General features: G+C 42.5%; 19 protein-coding genes. 18 read left to right on the forward strand and 1 reads right to left on the reverse strand.

Annotated features, from left to right (window positions below):
• The first annotated feature begins 134 nt into the window (after window positions 1-134).
• From AC2YHV_RS09540 to spoVM, 16 genes are all read left to right on the forward strand, one after another.
• Window positions 135-1,010 (forward strand): YicC/YloC family endoribonuclease, encoded by an 876-nt coding sequence (locus AC2YHV_RS09540; protein ID WP_057278429.1) that lies wholly within the window; start codon window positions 135-137, stop codon window positions 1,008-1,010.
• A 53-nt stretch (window positions 1,011-1,063) separates the two neighbouring features.
• Window positions 1,064-1,327 (forward strand): extracellular matrix/biofilm regulator RemA, encoded by a 264-nt coding sequence (gene remA, locus AC2YHV_RS09545; RefSeq protein ID WP_034313813.1) that lies wholly within the window; start codon window positions 1,064-1,066, stop codon window positions 1,325-1,327.
• 10 nt (window positions 1,328-1,337) lie between these two features.
• On the forward strand, window positions 1,338-1,952 hold the full coding sequence (gene gmk, locus AC2YHV_RS09550; RefSeq protein ID WP_034313809.1) for a guanylate kinase: 615 nt from the start codon (window positions 1,338-1,340) through the stop codon (window positions 1,950-1,952).
• 3 nt (window positions 1,953-1,955) lie between these two features.
• Window positions 1,956-2,162 carry a DNA-directed RNA polymerase subunit omega gene (gene rpoZ / locus AC2YHV_RS09555; RefSeq protein WP_101224607.1) on the forward strand — a complete coding sequence of 69 codons (207 nt, stop codon included), beginning with the start codon at window positions 1,956-1,958 and terminating at the stop codon, window positions 2,160-2,162.
• Between the two features lie 226 nt (window positions 2,163-2,388).
• A complete protein-coding gene (coaBC, locus tag AC2YHV_RS09560; protein WP_063576903.1) occupies window positions 2,389-3,597 on the forward strand; it encodes a bifunctional phosphopantothenoylcysteine decarboxylase/phosphopantothenate--cysteine ligase CoaBC in 1,209 nt (402 codons plus the stop codon).
• 6 nt (window positions 3,598-3,603) lie between these two features.
• A complete protein-coding gene (gene priA / locus AC2YHV_RS09565) occupies window positions 3,604-6,015 on the forward strand; it encodes a primosomal protein N' (protein WP_487373083.1) in 2,412 nt (803 codons plus the stop codon).
• 95 nt (window positions 6,016-6,110) lie between these two features.
• On the forward strand, window positions 6,111-6,596 hold the full coding sequence (gene def, locus AC2YHV_RS09570; RefSeq protein ID WP_098184662.1) for a peptide deformylase: 486 nt from the start codon (window positions 6,111-6,113) through the stop codon (window positions 6,594-6,596).
• A complete protein-coding gene (fmt, locus tag AC2YHV_RS09575; protein WP_487373084.1) occupies window positions 6,593-7,552 on the forward strand; it encodes a methionyl-tRNA formyltransferase in 960 nt (319 codons plus the stop codon). The genes def and fmt overlap by 4 nt, the downstream gene beginning before the upstream one ends.
• Entirely contained in the window at window positions 7,539-8,891 is a 1,353-nt protein-coding gene (gene rsmB / locus AC2YHV_RS09580; RefSeq protein ID WP_057278424.1) for a 16S rRNA (cytosine(967)-C(5))-methyltransferase RsmB, read from the forward strand. Before fmt ends, rsmB begins: the two co-directional genes overlap by 14 nt.
• Window positions 8,891-9,985 carry a dual-specificity RNA methyltransferase RlmN gene (rlmN, locus tag AC2YHV_RS09585; protein WP_034313788.1) on the forward strand — a complete coding sequence of 365 codons (1,095 nt, stop codon included), beginning with the start codon at window positions 8,891-8,893 and terminating at the stop codon, window positions 9,983-9,985. Before rsmB ends, rlmN begins: the two co-directional genes overlap by 1 nt.
• 4 nt (window positions 9,986-9,989) lie before the next feature.
• Window positions 9,990-10,739, forward strand: coding sequence for a Stp1/IreP family PP2C-type Ser/Thr phosphatase (locus AC2YHV_RS09590; RefSeq protein ID WP_487373085.1), 750 nt, complete (start codon window positions 9,990-9,992; stop codon window positions 10,737-10,739).
• A 5-nt stretch (window positions 10,740-10,744) separates the two neighbouring features.
• Complete coding sequence (pknB, locus tag AC2YHV_RS09595) at window positions 10,745-12,778, forward strand: Stk1 family PASTA domain-containing Ser/Thr kinase (RefSeq protein WP_063576900.1); 2,034 nt, start codon at window positions 10,745-10,747, stop codon at window positions 12,776-12,778.
• A gap of 23 nt (window positions 12,779-12,801) precedes the next feature.
• Window positions 12,802-13,683: a ribosome small subunit-dependent GTPase A gene (gene rsgA / locus AC2YHV_RS09600; RefSeq protein ID WP_487373086.1), complete on the forward strand. Its 882-nt coding sequence runs from the start codon at window positions 12,802-12,804 to the stop codon at window positions 13,681-13,683.
• Window position 13,684: 1 nt separating this feature from the next.
• Window positions 13,685-14,332 (forward strand): ribulose-phosphate 3-epimerase, encoded by a 648-nt coding sequence (gene rpe / locus AC2YHV_RS09605; RefSeq protein WP_487373087.1) that lies wholly within the window; start codon window positions 13,685-13,687, stop codon window positions 14,330-14,332.
• A gap of 103 nt (window positions 14,333-14,435) precedes the next feature.
• A complete protein-coding gene (locus AC2YHV_RS09610) occupies window positions 14,436-15,089 on the forward strand; it encodes a thiamine diphosphokinase (protein ID WP_063576898.1) in 654 nt (217 codons plus the stop codon).
• Between the two features lie 122 nt (window positions 15,090-15,211).
• Window positions 15,212-15,292 (forward strand): stage V sporulation protein SpoVM, encoded by an 81-nt coding sequence (spoVM, locus tag AC2YHV_RS09615; RefSeq protein ID WP_034313769.1) that lies wholly within the window; start codon window positions 15,212-15,214, stop codon window positions 15,290-15,292.
• A 186-nt stretch (window positions 15,293-15,478) separates the two neighbouring features.
• Here spoVM and rpmB read toward each other — a convergent pair whose 3' ends face one another.
• On the reverse strand, window positions 15,479-15,667 hold the full coding sequence (gene rpmB / locus AC2YHV_RS09620; protein ID WP_034313767.1) for a 50S ribosomal protein L28: 189 nt from the start codon (window positions 15,665-15,667) through the stop codon (window positions 15,479-15,481).
• 252 nt (window positions 15,668-15,919) lie between these two features.
• Here rpmB and AC2YHV_RS09625 point away from each other — a divergent pair, with 252 nt between their 5' ends.
• Complete coding sequence (locus tag AC2YHV_RS09625) at window positions 15,920-16,282, forward strand: Asp23/Gls24 family envelope stress response protein (RefSeq protein WP_034313762.1); 363 nt, start codon at window positions 15,920-15,922, stop codon at window positions 16,280-16,282.
• Between the two features lie 18 nt (window positions 16,283-16,300).
• Complete coding sequence (locus AC2YHV_RS09630) at window positions 16,301-17,971, forward strand: DAK2 domain-containing protein (protein WP_487373088.1); 1,671 nt, start codon at window positions 16,301-16,303, stop codon at window positions 17,969-17,971.
• The last annotated feature ends 217 nt before the right edge of the window (window positions 17,972-18,188 follow it).

Below are 18,188 nucleotides of genomic sequence, written 5' to 3' on the forward strand. Positions count from 1 at the left end.
GTAGAGTCTTGCTCTATTGCCTTTTTATTTTTATGGTATTTTATTTGTAAGCTAATGTTTCCGTACTTTAGCTAATATATAATGAATGTCAAAAGGCCAAATTACTACATTATGTTTTGATAGGATGTGGAACCATGGTTACCAGTATGACGGGCTATGGAAGAGAAGAAGCGGAAAACGAACAGGTCAGGGTTTTTGCTGAAATCAAGACCGTTAACCATCGTTTTTGTGAATATACGATTCGAATGCCGCGCCAGCTTTTGGTTTTGGAAGAAAAGGTGAAAAAGAAGGCGAATCAATACATAAGAAGGGGACGGGTGGAAATCTTCATTACAGTGGAAGGTGAGAGCCTGGTTTCCAAAAAGGTGAAGATCGATTGGGATCTTGCTGATCAATATGTGGGATTGATGGATGAAGTCAAGGGAAAATACAATCTGGAAAGTTCAATTACATTACAGGATATGCTGCAACTTGAATCGATTTTCATGACGGAAGAAGTACCTGCGGTTCCTGCCGATTTGGAATCCCTTTTAATGAAGGCCGTCACGGGGGCATTGGAAAATCTGAAAAAAATGCGGGATCTCGAAGGTCAGGAACTTGCCTCGGACATGAAACGCCAGCTTGAAAAGTTTGGTGAGATTGTAGCAGGAGTCAAAATGCATGCACCTTCAGTCGTCGAAAAATATAAAGCCCGATTGGAAATCAAACTGGCCGAGTTGACTGATGGTTTGATTGAAGATAGCCGTATTGTGACAGAAGCGGCCATTTTTGCTGATAAATGTGATATAAATGAGGAACTGACCAGACTCGATAGTCATTTACAGCAATTTTCAAGGACCCTTACCCATAGTGAACCAATTGGAAGGAAACTTGACTTCCTTGTCCAGGAAATGAATAGGGAAGTCAATACGATTGGATCAAAGGCAAATGATTCGGCCATTACGAAAGATGTGGTGGAAATGAAAAGTTTGCTTGAAAAATTAAAGGAACAGGTTCAAAATATCGAGTAGTCGGTTTATGATGAACCTAACAAGGTGACAATAGATATGAATGGGGGACAAAAATGTCAATTAAGCTCATTAATATTGGTTTTGGGAATATCGTTTCCGCGAACCGGATCGTATCCATCGTGAGCCCTGAATCGGCTCCGATAAAAAGGATCATCCAAGACGCCCGAGATCGCGGATCCTTAATAGATGCTACATATGGCAGAAGAACCAGGGCCGTTATAATTACAGACAGCGACCATGTTATCTTATCTGCCGTTCAACCGGAAACGGTTGCTGCACGGCTACAAGATAGAGATGACAGCGTAGAAGAGGGGTAACTGAAACAATATGAGAGAAAAAGGTTTATTAATCGTTTTGTCCGGACCATCCGGTGTTGGTAAAGGAACTGTTAGGAAGGCGATTTTTTCTCAGCCAGGAACGGCATTCGAATATTCAATTTCGATGACGACAAGGCTGCCTCGCCATGGTGAAGTGGACGGAGTGGACTATTTCTTCAAAAAACGCGAGGAATTCGAAGCACTGATCGAAGAAGGCAAATTGCTGGAATATGCTGAGTTCGTCGGTAATTATTATGGAACACCCGTGGATTATGTCCGTGAAACAATCGATTCCGGAAAAGATGTATTTCTGGAAATAGAAGTTCAAGGAGCTAAACAGGTCCGGGAGAAGTTCCCTGAAGGACTTTTCATTTTCCTTGCTCCTCCGAGTTTGACTGAACTCGAAAGCCGCATCGTTACTCGCGGAACCGAGACGGAGGAAGCGATAAAAGGCCGGATGAAAGTGGCCAAGGAAGAAATAGAACTTATGGATCTGTACGATTATGTTGTTGAAAATGATCATGTGGATGCAGCATGTGCTAGAATTAATGCAATTGTAATTGCCGAGCATTGCCGTCGGGAAAGAGTTGCAGTTTTATATAAAAAAATGTTGGAGGCGGAATAAATCATGTTATATCCATCAATTGATTCTCTATTACTTAAAATCGATTCTAAATACTCACTTGTATCGGTGGCAGCTAAACGCGCCAGGGAAATGCAAATTAAAGATAATTGCCTCATAACGAAACCGGTTTCCCATAAATCAGTAGGTCGTGCCCTTGAAGAAATTCATTCCGGTAAATTGACTTACGATAATTCTTACGAGGAAAACTAAGAGAACACAGAGCTTGACCTATCGGGCCTGACACCCTAAAGCAAACAGGAGCGTTACATTTGGAAAGTGCTTCCTTCCTGCGGCCAAGGTGTCAGGCCTGTTTGTTTTGATTTTTTTTAAAGTAATGTTTGGGGGAATCCATAGGTTATTGCGCATTTCAAATGAAATTTCTTCGGTTTTCCGTCATAATTAGAAAGAATAGAATGTATAGTTAGGGGAAATTTGCATGCTTATCGATAAAAAAGTACTTCTTTGTGTCACCGGCGGGATTGCTGTATATAAGGCTGCTGCCCTGACAAGTAAATTAACTCAGGAAGGTGCGCATGTTAAAGTGATCATGAGTGAATCGGCACGTAAGTTCGTGACGCCGCTCACCTTTCAAGCACTTTCAAGAAATGATGTGTACACAGATACTTTTGATGAGAAGGATTCTTCAGTCATTGCCCACATCGACTTGGCTGATTGGGCTGATATCATCCTGTTGGCTCCAGCTACAGCCAATGTCATTGGCAAAGTAGCCAATGGAATCGCGGATGATATGATCACGACCACCCTATTGGCAACGGAAGCACCTGTTTGGGTTGCGCCGGCAATGAACGTGCACATGTACGCACATCCAGCGGTTCAGAAAAATATGGAGACACTTCGGTCGTTTGGATATCAATTCATTGAACCGGGTGAAGGGTATTTGGCCTGCGGATATGTAGGGAAAGGGCGATTGGAGGAACCTGAAACAATCGTAGAACATCTTAATCGATATTTCAATGAACGCAAATTACAGCAACAGCCTCTTAAAGGAAAGAAATATTTAATCACGGCAGGACCGACACGTGAAGCGATTGATCCGGTGCGTTTTGTGACGAACCATTCCAGCGGCAAAATGGGCTATGCCTTAGCCGAAGCGGCAATTGAAATGGGCGCTGAGGTGACATTGATTACCGGCCCAGTGAACTTGATGCCACCTCCCAAGGCCAGAGTAATACCAGTGGAATCAGCAGCAGATATGTATGATGCGGTATTCGATCAGTTCGCTGCCAGTGATGTCGTAATCATGACGGCTGCAGTGGCGGATTATAAACCGAAGGTCTATCATACTCGAAAGATGAAAAAGCAGCCAGGGGAAAATGTGATTGAATTTGAACGGACAAAGGATATTCTAAAGGAACTCGGTGAAAATAAAACGCATCAGATTTTGGTGGGCTTTGCGGCTGAAACGAACAACGTTGAAGAATACGCAAGAGGAAAATTGGTCAAAAAGAATGCAGATATGATCGTTGCCAATAATGTTACCGTTGCAGGGGCAGGATTTGGAACGGATACGAACATCGTGACCATTTACGATAAAGATGGAAGTGCGACCGAACTTCCAAAAATGAGTAAAGCGGATATAGCTAAAAGCATCCTGGCAGAAGTATCTCGCAAGCAAAAGGAATGATGTCTTATGGATATAGCATCCGTCATCGTGGATGTACCTGCTAAACAAACGGATCGAGAATTCGACTATCGCATCCCTGAAAAGTGGAACCAAGTCATCAAGCCCGGAATGAGAGTCATCGTCCCATTCGGTCCAAGAATGGTGCAGGGGTTCGTCACAGGCTTAAAAGCTAAAAGCGACTTTGCGAAATTACGCTTTATAAAGGAACCAATGGATTTGGAGCCCATCATCAATGATGAATTGCTTCAGCTAGGTGACTGGTTGACCAAGGAGGCGATGTGTTTTAAAATTTCAGCGCTACAGGCCATGCTTCCGGCAGCGATGAAAGCAAAGTATGAAAAAGTCATTAAAGTCGTTGAAGATAAAAAGGACCAGATCCCTCCCTCCATTCAAAACCTTTTCGGAAAAAATGATTCACTATCTTGGAAAGACGTGATTGAAGGAGAGAATGCCTCCCTGGTCCAAAAGGAAATGCAAAATGGCAATCTTGAGCTCGAATACAATGTGAAAAACCGACTTAACAAGAAGACGGTCCGAGTCATTAAATCTTTGCTTTCCCCTATGGAACTGAAAGAAATGGCTTCAGCCATATCCAGCCATGCAAAAAAACAACAGGAACTCCTTCAATACTTTATTGAACACCAAGAACCCATCCCGTTAAAGGAATTGCTTGAATTGATGAACACATCAAGCGGTACCGTCAAAACCCTGGTGTCAAAAGGGGCCTTGGCTGAAATGGATCAAGAAGTATACCGTGATCCTTATGAAAACCGTGTGTTCGAAAAATCCATTCCCTTTACACTGACAGCTGAACAAGCCGCTGCATTAAAGCCGATCCAAGAGAAAATACATCATGATGAACATGATGTATTCCTTTTATATGGTGTAACCGGCAGCGGGAAGACGGAAGTGTATTTACAGGCAATTGCCTCTGTCATTGAAAAAGGGAAGGAAGCCATCATGCTTGTACCTGAAATCTCTTTGACGCCACAGACGGTGAAGAGGTTTAAGGAACGATTTGGGGAGCAGGTAGCTGTCATGCATAGCGGTTTATCCGTAGGTGAAAAATATGATGAATGGCGTAAAATTCACCGCAAAGAAGTAAAAGTGGTGGTCGGGGCGCGTTCTGCCGTGTTTGCTCCTTTTGAAAGCCTGGGGCTGGTCATCATTGACGAAGAGCATGAATCCAGTTATAAGCAAGAAGAAACACCAAGGTACCATGCTAGGGATGTTGCCATTGAAAGAGCAAAATCATACGGTTGTCCGGTTATTCTTGGCAGCGCCACACCTACACTTGAATCTTTTGCTCGAGCCAAGAAAAATGTCTATAAATTATTGACCCTTAGCCAGAGGATGAATAAAAATGCTTTGCCAGCAGTGGATATTGTAGATATGAGGGAAGAACTAAGAACGGGAAATCGTTCCATGTTTTCGGAGCTGCTCTTTACCAAGCTGAAAGACCGGCTTGAGAAGGGGGAGCAAACTGTCCTGATGCTAAATAAAAGGGGGCATTCTTCCTTTGTGATGTGTCGAAGCTGCGGATTGGTCATCAACTGCCCTAATTGTGACATTTCACTTACATATCATCGCTTTAATGATATAATGAAATGCCATTATTGTGGGTTTGAAGAGGGAATGCCTTCCGTTTGCCCTGAATGTGAAAGTGAACATATAAGGTTCTTTGGTACAGGAACTCAAAAGGTTGAAGAAGAGCTTGCAAAAATCCTGCCTGAAGCAAGGGTCATACGAATGGATGTTGACACGACGAGTAAGAAGGGTTCACATGAGCGATTGCTGAATGCCTTTGGTGAAGGAAAAGCGGATATATTGCTAGGCACCCAAATGATAGCCAAGGGCCTTGATTTTCCTAATATCACTCTTGTTGGAGTCCTTTCAGCCGATACGATGCTACATCTGCCTGATTTCCGTTCTTCGGAAAAGACATTTCAGCTGCTGACGCAGGTCAGCGGAAGGGCGGGACGTCATCAGCTTCCGGGAGAAGTGGTCATCCAAACCTATACGCCTGAGCACTACAGCATCGAGCTTTCTGCCCTGCAGGATTATGATGCTTTTTATGAACGGGAGATGTATCTAAGGAGGCAAAGTCATTACCCTCCATATTATTATGTTGTCCTTATAACCGTTTCACATGAAGATTTAATGAAGACGGTGAGTGTTACTGAGAAAATCACCAATTATTTAGGCTCGCGATTGAATCGGGATTCTGTCGTACTAGGTCCGGTTGCTTCGCCCATTAGTCGAATCAACAATAGATATCGCTATCAATGTCTGATAAAATACAAACGAGAGCCGGACCTGAATCAGCATTTACGCACACTTTTAGAGCATTACCAAAAAGAAACCGCTCAAAATCATCTGCAGATTTCAATAGATTTAAATCCACAGATCATGATGTAATTATTTTAGAGATGGATGATTACCGCGAGCTGTAACAGCTTGCGTTTTTATATAATGAAGTGTTGTTTTTCATATCTAGGAGGGTACCTTTAATTTTGGCTATTTTACCGATTGTTTTGTTTCCTGAAAAAATTTTACAACAAAAATGCGATAAAGTAACAAGTTTTGATAAAAAGTTGGCAAAGCTGTTAAATAACATGTATGAAACGATGGTGGAGGCGGATGGCGTTGGACTTGCAGCACCTCAAGTTGGCGTGAAAAAGCAAGTGGCCGTCGTTGAAATAGAGGAAGGATCAGGTGCAATCGAACTGATTAATCCGGAAGTGCTGGAATTGGAAGGAGAACAGACAGGTGTTGAAGGATGCTTGAGCTTCCCGAGTTTATATGGTGAAGTAGTGCGTCCTTTCCGTGTCAAAGTCCGGGCACAAGACCGAAAAGGATCTTATTTCGAGATAGAAGCGGAGGATTTCCTTGCTAGGGCCCTTCTACACGAAATCGATCATCTGCAAGGAGTCTTATTTACAAGTAAGGTTTCCCGGTATATTTCGGAAGAAGAGTTAGAAAGGTATGGAGAAGAATGACAAAAATAATTTTTATGGGTACACCGGACTTTTCGGTGCCGGTATTGAAAAGAATCATTGATGAAGGGTATGATGTGATCGCTGTTGTCACACAGCCAGATCGTCCAGTGGGCCGCAAAAAGGTGCTTACGCCGCCTCCAGTTAAAGTCGAAGCCGAAAAGCATAGGATACCCGTTTATCAGCCTGAAAAAATCCGGGAAAAAGAAGAACTTGAAAAAATCATTGCATTGAATGCTGATTTAGTGGTGACGGCGGCATTCGGACAAATTCTTCCGAATGAATTGTTGGATGCCCCTAAGTACGGTTGTATTAATGTACATGCCTCCCTGCTTCCTGAACTGCGTGGAGGGGCGCCAATTCATTATTCCATTTTACAGGGGAAAGAAAAGACTGGGATAACCATCATGTATATGGCAGAAAAATTGGATGCCGGTGATATATTGACTCAGGCGGAAGTTACTATAGAGGAAGAAGACAATGTTGGTACACTGCATGATAAATTAAGCAAGGTAGGGTCGGATTTACTTGCGGAGACACTTCCAAAACTTATAAATGAAGAGTTACAGGCAATCAAGCAAGATGATGCTAAAGCATCTTTTGCGCCTAACATCAAACGGTCGGAGGAAAAAATCGACTGGTCGAAATCAGGGGAAGACATCTATAACCATGTACGCGGCCTGAATCCTTGGCCTGTTGCTTATACAACCTTAGACGGTTCCATTATGAAAATATGGCAAGTAAAGAAATTAGAAGCTGGCAAGCAGGCCTTGCCGGGCACGATCGTTGAGGTGCAAAATGATGGTTTCATCGTTTCGACAGGCAATGAGACGGCAATACTAGTAACAGAACTGCAGCCTTCAGGAAAGAAAAAAATGCCGGTGAAAGATTACTTGCGCGGAGCCGGATCGTTCATTAAAGCAGGCATGAAGTTAGGAGAACAGAATGAAGCAAACTAAAAAGGGAGTACGTGAAATCGCTCTCGATATTTTGGAATCTGTAGAGAAAAACCAATCCTACAGTAACCTATTATTGAACAACTTGATTAAAAAGCACCAGTTATCCGCCGTGGACAGCGGTTTACTTACAGAGATAAGCTACGGTACCATCCAGCGGAAAATGACTTTGGATTATTTTTTGAACCCGTTTATTAAACAACCTAAAAAAACGCAAAGCTGGGTCATCAATTTACTTAGACTTTCCGTTTACCAAATGGTCTATTTAGATAAAGTGCCTGATCATGCAATCATTTTCGAGGCCGTAGAAATTTCCAAAAAGCGCGGACACAAGGGCACCTCTTCGATGGTCAATGGTGTGCTTCGTAATATTCAAAGAAATGGTGTTCCTTCTTTAGAGGAAATTAAAAATGATCTGGAACGGCTTTCCATAGAAGTGAGTCATCCTATTTGGCTGGTCCAGCGTTGGGTAGAGCAATTTGGCTATGAAAAAACCAAGGAAATGTGTGAAATCAACTTAACTGCGCCATTACAGACAGGACGTGTTAATTTAAAAAAGATCTCACGCCGTGAACTGATCAGCATATTAACGGAAGAAGGATATGATGTTGAAGCGAGTGAAGTCGTTCCCGAAGCAATCGTCAGCTATAAAGGGAATCTTGCTCATTCAGAAAGCTATAAAATGGGGTATTTATCGATTCAGGACGAGAGTTCAATGCTAGTTGCCCATGCATTGGGTGCGAATGAAAATGATGCTGTGCTCGATTGCTGTGCTGCACCTGGAGGGAAAACGACCCATATTGCAGAAGGCTTGACCACAGGACAAGTATATGCACTCGACCTTCATGAACATAAGGTCAAGCTAATTAAAGAGCAGGCGGAGCGCCTAAAACTCAGAAACAATATTAAGACAATGGCCCTTGATAGCAGAAAAGTGCAAGAGCACTTTAATAAGGAAGGGTTTGACAGGGTCCTGATCGATGCACCATGTTCCGGGTTGGGAGTCATGCGCCGGAAACCTGATGTAAAGTATACTAAAACAAAAGATGATATAATGAAACTCTCAAGTATACAACAACAATTATTGGAATCGGCTGCCCCGCTTGTTAAGCAAGGAGGACGGTTAGTATATAGTACCTGTACGGTGGATAAAGAAGAAAATGACAAAGTCGCTGCAGCATTTTTGGAAAGCCATCCGGATTTTGAAAGCGATGCAACCTTGTCCACAAGAATGCCTGAAAGCGTTCAGCCATATATCGAGGGTCATACGCTGCAAGTTTTTCCGCAATATTTTAGCAGTGACGGATTCTTTATTGCGAGTTTTAGAAAGAAGGTGCTGTAATGGCAGAAATCACTAAATCATCTAGAGTAAGAAAAGACACGACACCAGAAAAACCATCAATCTACTCATTGGAGCTTCACCAAATTAAAGAATGGCTTCTTCAAAATGGAGAGAAGGCATTCCGGGCCGAGCAAGTATATGACTGGCTTTATAAAAAGCGTGTATCCAGTTTTGAAGATATGTCCAACCTTTCGAAATCATTACGGGATAAGTTGGAGTCGCAATTCACCTTCACAACATTGAAGACATTGATTCAGCAAACGTCCAATGACGGAACGATGAAGTTTTTATTTGAACTCCAAGATGGATATTCGATTGAAACGGTGCTGATGCGTCATGAATACGGAAACTCCATTTGTGTGACAACGCAGGTAGGATGCAGAATTGGCTGTACATTCTGTGCTTCGACACTTGGCGGTTTAAAGCGGAATCTTGAATCAGGGGAAATTGTTGCCCAGGTCGTTAAAGTTCAGCAAGCACTTGATGAGTCGGAAGAGCGTGTTAGTTCCGTCGTTATCATGGGAATCGGTGAACCGTTTGATAACTACGATAATATGATGTCATTCTTGAAGAATATAAACCATGAAAAGGGCTTGAACATCGGGGCGCGTCATATTACCGTTTCCACAAGTGGAATCATTCCTAAAATCTATAAGTTTGCCGAAGAAAGCATGCAAATAAACTTTGCTGTTTCCCTTCATGCACCGAATACGGAATTGAGAAGTAAATTGATGCCGATCAATAAGGCCTACAAACTTCCAGACCTGATTGAGGCCATCAAATACTATACAGAAAAAACAGGCCGCCGTGTAAGTTTTGAATATGGTCTATTCGGTGGCGAAAATGATTCAGTGGAGCACGCTGAAGAATTAGCAGCTTTAATAAAAGGGATAAAATGCCATGTGAACTTAATACCGGTTAACTATGTACCGGAACGCAACTATGTACGAACACCTCGGGACCAGATTTTTGAGTTTGAAAAAACATTGAAGAAGCGCGGCATTAATGTAACGATCCGAAGGGAACAAGGCAGTGATATTGACGCAGCCTGCGGCCAGCTTCGGGCCAAGGAGCGCAAAGAAGAGACGAGGTGACCCTATGAGGGCAATATTTATGACAGACCGTGGAAAAGTCCGCCAGCATAATGAAGATAATGGCGGAATCTTTAAGAACTCGGAAGGCGTTCGCCTTGCCATCGTTGCAGATGGCATGGGCGGCCACCGTGCCGGGGATGTAGCCAGTGCAATGACGATAGAACTTCTGAAAAAGGGCTGGGAAGTATCCACCGGAATCGAAACGGCAAATGATGCCGAAGATTGGCTTAAGCAGCAAATCTTCACGGTCAATCAGTTGCTTTTTGAACATGCAGAAGCGAATACGGAATGTAAGGGCATGGGGACCACCATTGTTGCAGCCATTTGCACCGACAAGTTTGCTACCATTGCCAACATCGGGGACAGCCGGTGTTATTTGTATAATGAGAGTGGTTTTAAGCAGGTCACGGAAGATCATTCACTCGTTAATGAATTGGTCCGTTCCGGTCAGATTTCGAAAGAAGATGCCGAAAACCATCCACGGAAAAATGTTTTATTACGAGCCTTGGGGACAGAAATGCAAGTGGAAATGGACATTATGACGGTCATCTTCGAAGAAAATGATTTACTATTGCTTTGTTCGGACGGATTGACGAATAAAGTGAGTGAACTGGAACTGGAAGAAACGGTAACCAATGCACAGTCACTTGAAGAAAAGGCGAATTCATTAATAGATAAGGCCAATCACTACGGTGGGGAAGATAATATCACTCTTGTGCTTGTTCAATTTACTGAAGAAAGTGAAAGCAGGTGAATTGAATGTTGATTGGCAGAAGGATCAACGGCCGTTATAAACTGATCCAGATGGTCGGCGGCGGCGGTATGGCTAATGTTTACCTTGCAAGGGATATGATCTTGGATAGGGATGTTGCATTGAAAATCCTTCGCATGGATTTTAATAATGACGAAGAGTTCATCAAGCGCTTCAATCGGGAAGCCCAATCGGCAACCAGTTTGGCCCATCCCAATATCGTAAGTATTTATGATGTTGGTGAAGAAGATTCCATCTATTATATTGTAATGGAATACGTTGACGGTTTTACACTTAAGCAATACATACAAAAATATTATCCAATTCCAGTTGATGAAGCCTTGGATATCATGAGGCAAATCACGGCAGCGATTTCCCATGCCCATCATAATGGGATCATCCATCGTGACATCAAGCCACAGAACATTTTGATTGATAAGGAAGGAACCGTCAAGATTACGGACTTTGGGATTGCATTGGCCCTAAGTGCAACAAACATAACGCAGACCAACGCAGTCTTGGGTTCGGTTCATTATTTATCTCCGGAACAGGCCAGAGGCGGTATGGCCAATAAGAAATCGGACATTTATTCACTTGGCATCGTCATGTTTGAATTGTTGACGGGGAGATTGCCTTTTTCGGGTGAATCAGCCGTGTCGATAGCTCTTAAACATTTACAATCGGAAACTCCTTCGCCAAAACGCTGGAATTCTGAGATACCCCAGAGTGTGGAAAATATTATCTTGAAAGCGACAGCCAAAGATTCATATTACCGCTATGAGAGTGTGGACTCGATGGAGGATGATATACGGACGTCGCTTAATCCGGAGCGTTCAAATGAACTTCCTTTTGCGATTCCCGAAGATCATGATGCAACTAAAGCCATCCCCGTCATAACGGATGATCAGCTTTCAAGCATCGATGAGACAATCATAAGGGGTCCTGAAAAAAATACGTTAGTTTATGCGGACGATGAGGAAAGTGAATCAGAAGCAGAGAGTAATTCAAAAAAGAAACAGAAGAAACAAAAGAAACAGAAAAAACAAAAAAACAAGTCGGAACACAAAGGTAAAAAGCGAAAGAACATGCCTGCAATCTTGGTGACCACCTTTTTAGTTCTCGCACTGCTTGCTGTTTTATCTGTCACAGTTTTACCTCCCCTCCTTGTCTCGAAGGAAGTGACGATCCCTGACCTTAAAGGGGAAGAATTGGATGACGCCATTACTGAATTGCTTGAAATGGATTTGGAAATTGGAGAGACGATCGAGATTGAAGATGAAGAGGTTGAAGCTGGTCTTGTGATCAAAACCAATCCTAAGGAAGGTAAGACGGTCAAGGAAGGTGCAGTGATCGATATTTATCAAAGCGTTGGTAAAGAGACGATTTCATTGTCCAGCTATGAAGGTCGAGATTACTCTGATGTTAAATCCCTGCTTGAAAAAATGGGATTCAAAAACATAAGCGTTACTGAAAAATATGATGACAGTGCTCCCGGCACGATCATAGATCAATCTCCCTCGGGTGCCACTGAGGTCGTACCATCCGAAACGGAGCTTGAACTGACGGTCAGTAAAGGGGCAGATCTGTTGAGCTTGAAGAACTTAACGGGGTTCAATAAAGCTGCCCTTGATGATTATTCCAGTGAAAGTGGAATAAAGATCGATGTCGAAGAAGAAATCTATGATGATTCCGTAGCGGAGGGGCTTGTCATTTCCCAGTCACCGGAACCTGCTACGAAGGTGGAAAAGGGCAGTACTGTGAAAGTGGTCATTTCAAAAGGGAAAGAAGAGATTCCGCCCAAGAGTGTAACGGAGGAAGTCAAAATCGAGTATGATCCGGTTGAGCCAGGCAAATCACAAAAAATCCAAATTTTCATCGAGGATATCGACAATAGCATGACGGAGCCTCAAGAAACATTCTATATATTGGAAGATGCGAAGAGAACGATCGAATTAATGGTTTCCCCGGATAAGAAAGCAGGATATAAAGTCATGCGGGACAATCAGGTCATCATTGACGAATCCGTCTCATATCCAGAATAAATTTAATAATTAGGAGTGTGGTTATGCCCGAAGGAAAAATTATCAAAGCATTAAGTGGATTTTATTATGTCCTTGATGGTGAAGAGGTCTATCAATGCCGTGGAAGGGGCCTGTTCAGGAAGAATAAGGTAACCCCGCTCGTTGGTGATTATGTTGTTTTTGAATCGGAAAATAAAACGGACGGGACCGTGACCGAAATAAAACCGCGAAAGAATGAATTGATACGTCCGCAAATCTCGAATGTAGACCAGGCAATCCTTGTCTTTTCGGCAGTGGAACCTGATTTCAGTCCAGCCTTGCTTGATCGATTTCTCGTATTGATCGAAGATAACGAAATAGAACCGATTATCGTCGTGACGAAACTGGACTTGGTTACAGCTGAAAATCAAAAGAAATTGTCTCAGTATATCAAGGACTATCAGAAACTTGGCTATACTGTACTGGAGACATCTTCCGTTACCGCCGGAGGGATTGAAGAACTAGTGCCGTATTTAGAAGGAAAAACCAGTGTATTTGCGGGTCAGTCCGGTGTTGGGAAATCGTCTTTGCTGAATGCGATCAATCCGGAATTGGCTTTAAAGACGGATGATATTTCTTCACACCTGGGACGCGGGAAGCATACGACCCGGCACGTTGAATTAATCCATATTGGCTCTGGACTTGTCGCGGATACTCCAGGGTTCAGTTCACTTGAATTCATGGAAATGGAAGCTGAACGGCTATCCTATTGCTTCCCGGAAATGCATAAGCATGGGGAAGACTGTAAATTCAGGGCCTGTCTCCACGATAAAGAACCGAAATGTGCAGTGAAGGAAGCGGTTGGTTCCGGGGAAATTCCCCGTTATCGATACGAGCATTATATGCAATTCTTAGAAGAAATAAGAGATAGAAAGCCGAGGTATTAAAATGGTTAAAATCGCACCATCCATTTTATCAGCTGACTTTGCAAAATTGGGAGAAGAAATTCTTGATGTGGAAAGGGGCGGAGCGGATTTGATCCATGTGGATGTCATGGATGGGCATTTCGTGCCGAATATAACGATAGGCTCACTAATTGTTGATGCTATCCGCCCAGTAACGAAGCTTCCGCTTGATGTTCATTTAATGATCGAACAACCTGATCGTTATATCGAGTCTTTTGCGAAAGCGGGAGCTGATTATATAACTGTACATGTAGAGGCCTGCACACATTTGCATCGAACGGTTCAATTGATCAAATCTTTTGGTGTAAAGGCAGGCGTGGTGCTTAATCCAGCCACTCCGGCTTCCTTGATACAACCTATAATCGAAGATATTGACATGGTATTGTTGATGACGGTTAATCCGGGTTTTGGGGGGCAAAGGTTCATTAAATCCGTTCTTCCGAAAATTGCCGAAGTGAAGGCGATGGCAGGAAAGTATAATCAAAATCTCGAGATAGAGATTGATGGTGGAGTAAATGAAGAAACGGCTAAACTATGTATTGAACAAGGGGCGACAATCCTGGTGGCCGGTTCGGCAATATATAATCAGGAAGATCGACACGCTGCGATTCAAAAGATTCGGGGAAAGTGATATAAGCCGACACTATCGTATTCATATGATGGTGATCGGCTTTTTTTATCAATTAAACTAAGGCACCTTGGATATGATTTTTATATGGAAAAGGATGATTGCGATGATTATCAGTATAATGGCTGGAGGTCCGGAATGTTTTTGGCCGGATTTGACATGGTATAAGGAGAAGACAGATCTTTGGGTCGGGGTTGACAGGGGAGTATGGTCTCTGCTTGAAAAAGGTATCGAACCTAAGTACGGTTTTGGGGATTTTGATTCGGTTTCGGAAGGTGAATACGAAAAGATTGAGCAAATGCTGGAAGAAATCAATCTTTATTCCTCGGAAAAGGATGAAACGGATTTAGAAATCGCATTTAAATGGGCAATGGGGCAAAAGCCAAGAGAAATTCACATTCTGGGCGCAACAGGGGGAAGAATGGACCATTTTCTCGGGAATATCCAGCTGCTCCAAAAAGAAAGTGTCCTCCCTCATCATGGTGATATGGATATATACATAGTCGATCGGCAAAATATAATCACAGTAAAGACAGCAGGTTCATATAAGGTCACTGCTTTGAATGATAAGAAATACTTGTCCCTGCTCCCAGTAAACGCTGAAGTCACCGGCATTACTCTTTCGGGTTTCAAATATCCGCTGGACGATGCAAGCTTGGAAATGGGTTCGACGCTTTGCATCAGCAATGAACTAATTTCCGAATCTGGGAATGTTTCATTTGAGAAAGGCATATTAATGGTGATAAGAAGCAGTGATTAAAATTCATGCTTAGAGCAGATTCGGATATAATTACGATCATCCTATATCCGCTTAAAAGCTTATGTTGTAATAGAAAAATTCCACTTCATCTTTAATTGTGGGATGCAAAGAGGAGGGGCATGATGAAATTTTATACGATTAAATTGCCAAAAGTTCTGGGCAGTTTGGTAAGGGCTATGCTCGGAGCGTTTAAAAAAGGCTGATACTTATCTCCATGACACCTCTCAAATTAAGGGAGGTGTTATTTTTTAGTAAAATAGGGCGGCCATCCATTAATGGGTGAAGGCATCCTTCTTGATGCAGACTGGACCTGGTCAAGGATTTGAAACCATCCCCATTAAATACCGGCCATTACAAGTAAAAAGGCATCCTAAGAGGATGCCGTAACATTATACGCGTTCTACTTTGCCCGATTTAAGAGCTCTTGCAGAAACGTATACACGTTTAGGTTTACCGTCAACTAAAATACGTACTTTTTGAAGGTTAGCGCCCCATGTACGCTTGCTAGCGTTCATTGCGTGAGAGCGGCTGTTACCAGAACGAGTTCTTCTTCCAGTGATTACACATTTACGTGCCATGTCAAATTCCCTCCTAACTACAACAAGCTTAAGTTTTTCGCAGTCGTCTTAAGTCTTTGTAAAATACTTTAATAATTTATCATACCTACCGCTAGAATGCAATACTTCAGTTAATTACTTTCAAGAAAAAAACCTTGACATACATACTTCAAAATTGAATTATATAGAGTACCGTAAGACATTTACTTTTAAAACCATAGACATTATAGTAAAATGTCTTTAGTTGATTTGATTTTTGGGAGGGAAAAGAAAATGTCTATCGAATTACAAACGAAGTATGGACAAATTGATATCTCTAATGAGGTTATCGCTACTGTAGCAGGCGGCGCAGCCGTGGATTGCTACGGAATTATAGGAATGTCTTCCAAAAAACAATTTAAAGACGGCATTGCCGAAATTTTAAGAAAAGAAAACTTTACTAAAGGTGTAATTGTCCGTCAAGAAGAGGAAGAAGTTCATATCGATATGTATATTATCGTAAGTTATGGAACGAAAATCTCGGAAGTTGCACATAATGTGCAATCAAAGGTAAAGTACACTCTGGACAAAACTGTAGGATTAGCTGTTGATTCCGTTAACATTTTTGTACAGGGAGTTCGTGTGACGAACCCTTAAGTATAGGAGGAAAGTTTTGTGTCAATTACAAGTTTGAACGGAAAGCGCTTTGCAGAAATGATCATTCAAGGTGCCAACCATTTAGCGGCTAATGCCCAAATGGTTGATGCCTTGAATGTTTTCCCTGTTCCGGATGGAGATACTGGAACGAATATGAATTTATCGATGACTTCGGGAGCGAAGGAAGTGCAAAATAACGTCCAGGAACACATCGGAAAAGTGGGTGCGTCGCTTTCAAGAGGATTGCTTATGGGCGCACGCGGCAATTCGGGAGTTATCCTTTCGCAACTGTTCCGCGGTTTTGCTAAAGCGATTGAACATAAATCGGAAATCAATAGTGAAGAATTTGCCCAAGCTTTTGAAGCAGGGGTTCAGACAGCTTATAAAGCCGTTATGAAACCTGTTGAAGGAACCATTTTAACGGTTGCAAAAGATGCAGCCAAGCAAGCGGTTTCATCAGCAGCAAAGCATATAGACCTAATTCAGGTAATGGAAGAAATCGTTACGGAGGCCAATGCTTCATTAAAACGCACACCTGATCTTCTTCCAGTCTTAAAAGAAGTGGGTGTCGTTGATAGCGGGGGGCAAGGGTTGGTGTTTGTATATGAAGGTTTCCTTGCTGAGTTGAAAGGTGAAGCCCTTCCAGTCCGATCCGCTAATGGTCCAAGCATGGATGACATGATCAGTGCCGAACATCATATGAATGTACAAGGACATATGAACACAGAAGATATCGTGTTTGGCTACTGTACGGAATTCATGGTCCGGTTGGAAAGTGAAAAACTTGCCAATCAATCATTTGATGAAGAAAAATTCAGAAATGATTTAAGTGAATACGGAGATTCTTTACTAGTCATCTCAGATGATGAAGTCGTCAAAGTACATATTCACTCTGAACAGCCTGGCACCTGCCTGAATTATGGACAGCAATATGGTAGTTTAATAAAAATGAAAATCGATAATATGCGTGAACAGCATACTGCGATTGTAGGTGAGACGAATACACCGCTTCAAACTAAACCGCCCACCAAAGAGAAGTACGCTGTAGTGTCAGTGGCGATGGGCGCTGGCATCTGCGAATTATTCAAAAGCATCGGCGCTAAGTCCGTCATCGAAGGCGGGCAAACGATGAATCCTAGTACGGAAGATATCGTTAAAGCTGTCGAAGGGGCATATGCAGATCATGTGATCATCTTGCCTAACAATAAAAATATCATCATGGCCGCCAATCAGGCTGCAGATGTACTTGGGGATCATGTGACTGTCATTCCAACGAAAACAGTACCACAGGGAATGGCTGCATTGTTGGCTTTCAACCCTTCACTTGATGCCGAAGAGAATAAAAAAGCGATGATCGAAGCCCTTTCGCATGTGAAAACGGGCCAGATTACTTATGCTGTCCGGGATACCAACATTGACGGTCTTGCAATCGAGACCGGGGACTTCATGGGAATTGCTGAAGGCACCATCAAGGTGAAGGATAAAGACATGACTCAAGCGGCAAAAGATCTTCTTTCCGATATGATTGACGAAGATTCTGAAATCCTTACCATTTTATATGGTGAAGATGCCACTGCTGAAGATGTAGAAAGTCTTGTTGCGTTTTGTAATGAGAATTTCGAAGACGTTGAAGTTGAAGTCCATAATGGGAAACAACCTTTATATTCTTTCATTTTTTCAATTGAATAAGTAGAGAACATGAAAATAAGGGAAACCTCTCCGTCACAATGTTTGGAGGATCCCGAAAAAAATAAAAGGCAATAAACTGCATATGTCATTAGGCTATGCAGTTTTATTTTGGCTGTTTTCACATACTTTGTTGCTATTTACCAGATAGTGCGGTGTGGTTGATTTCCCCTCCAGATGCTCGCTTTCCTTGGTGCGGGCGGTGAGCCTCCTCGGCGTA

Source organism: Peribacillus sp. SRI_006, assembly GCF_057586375.1.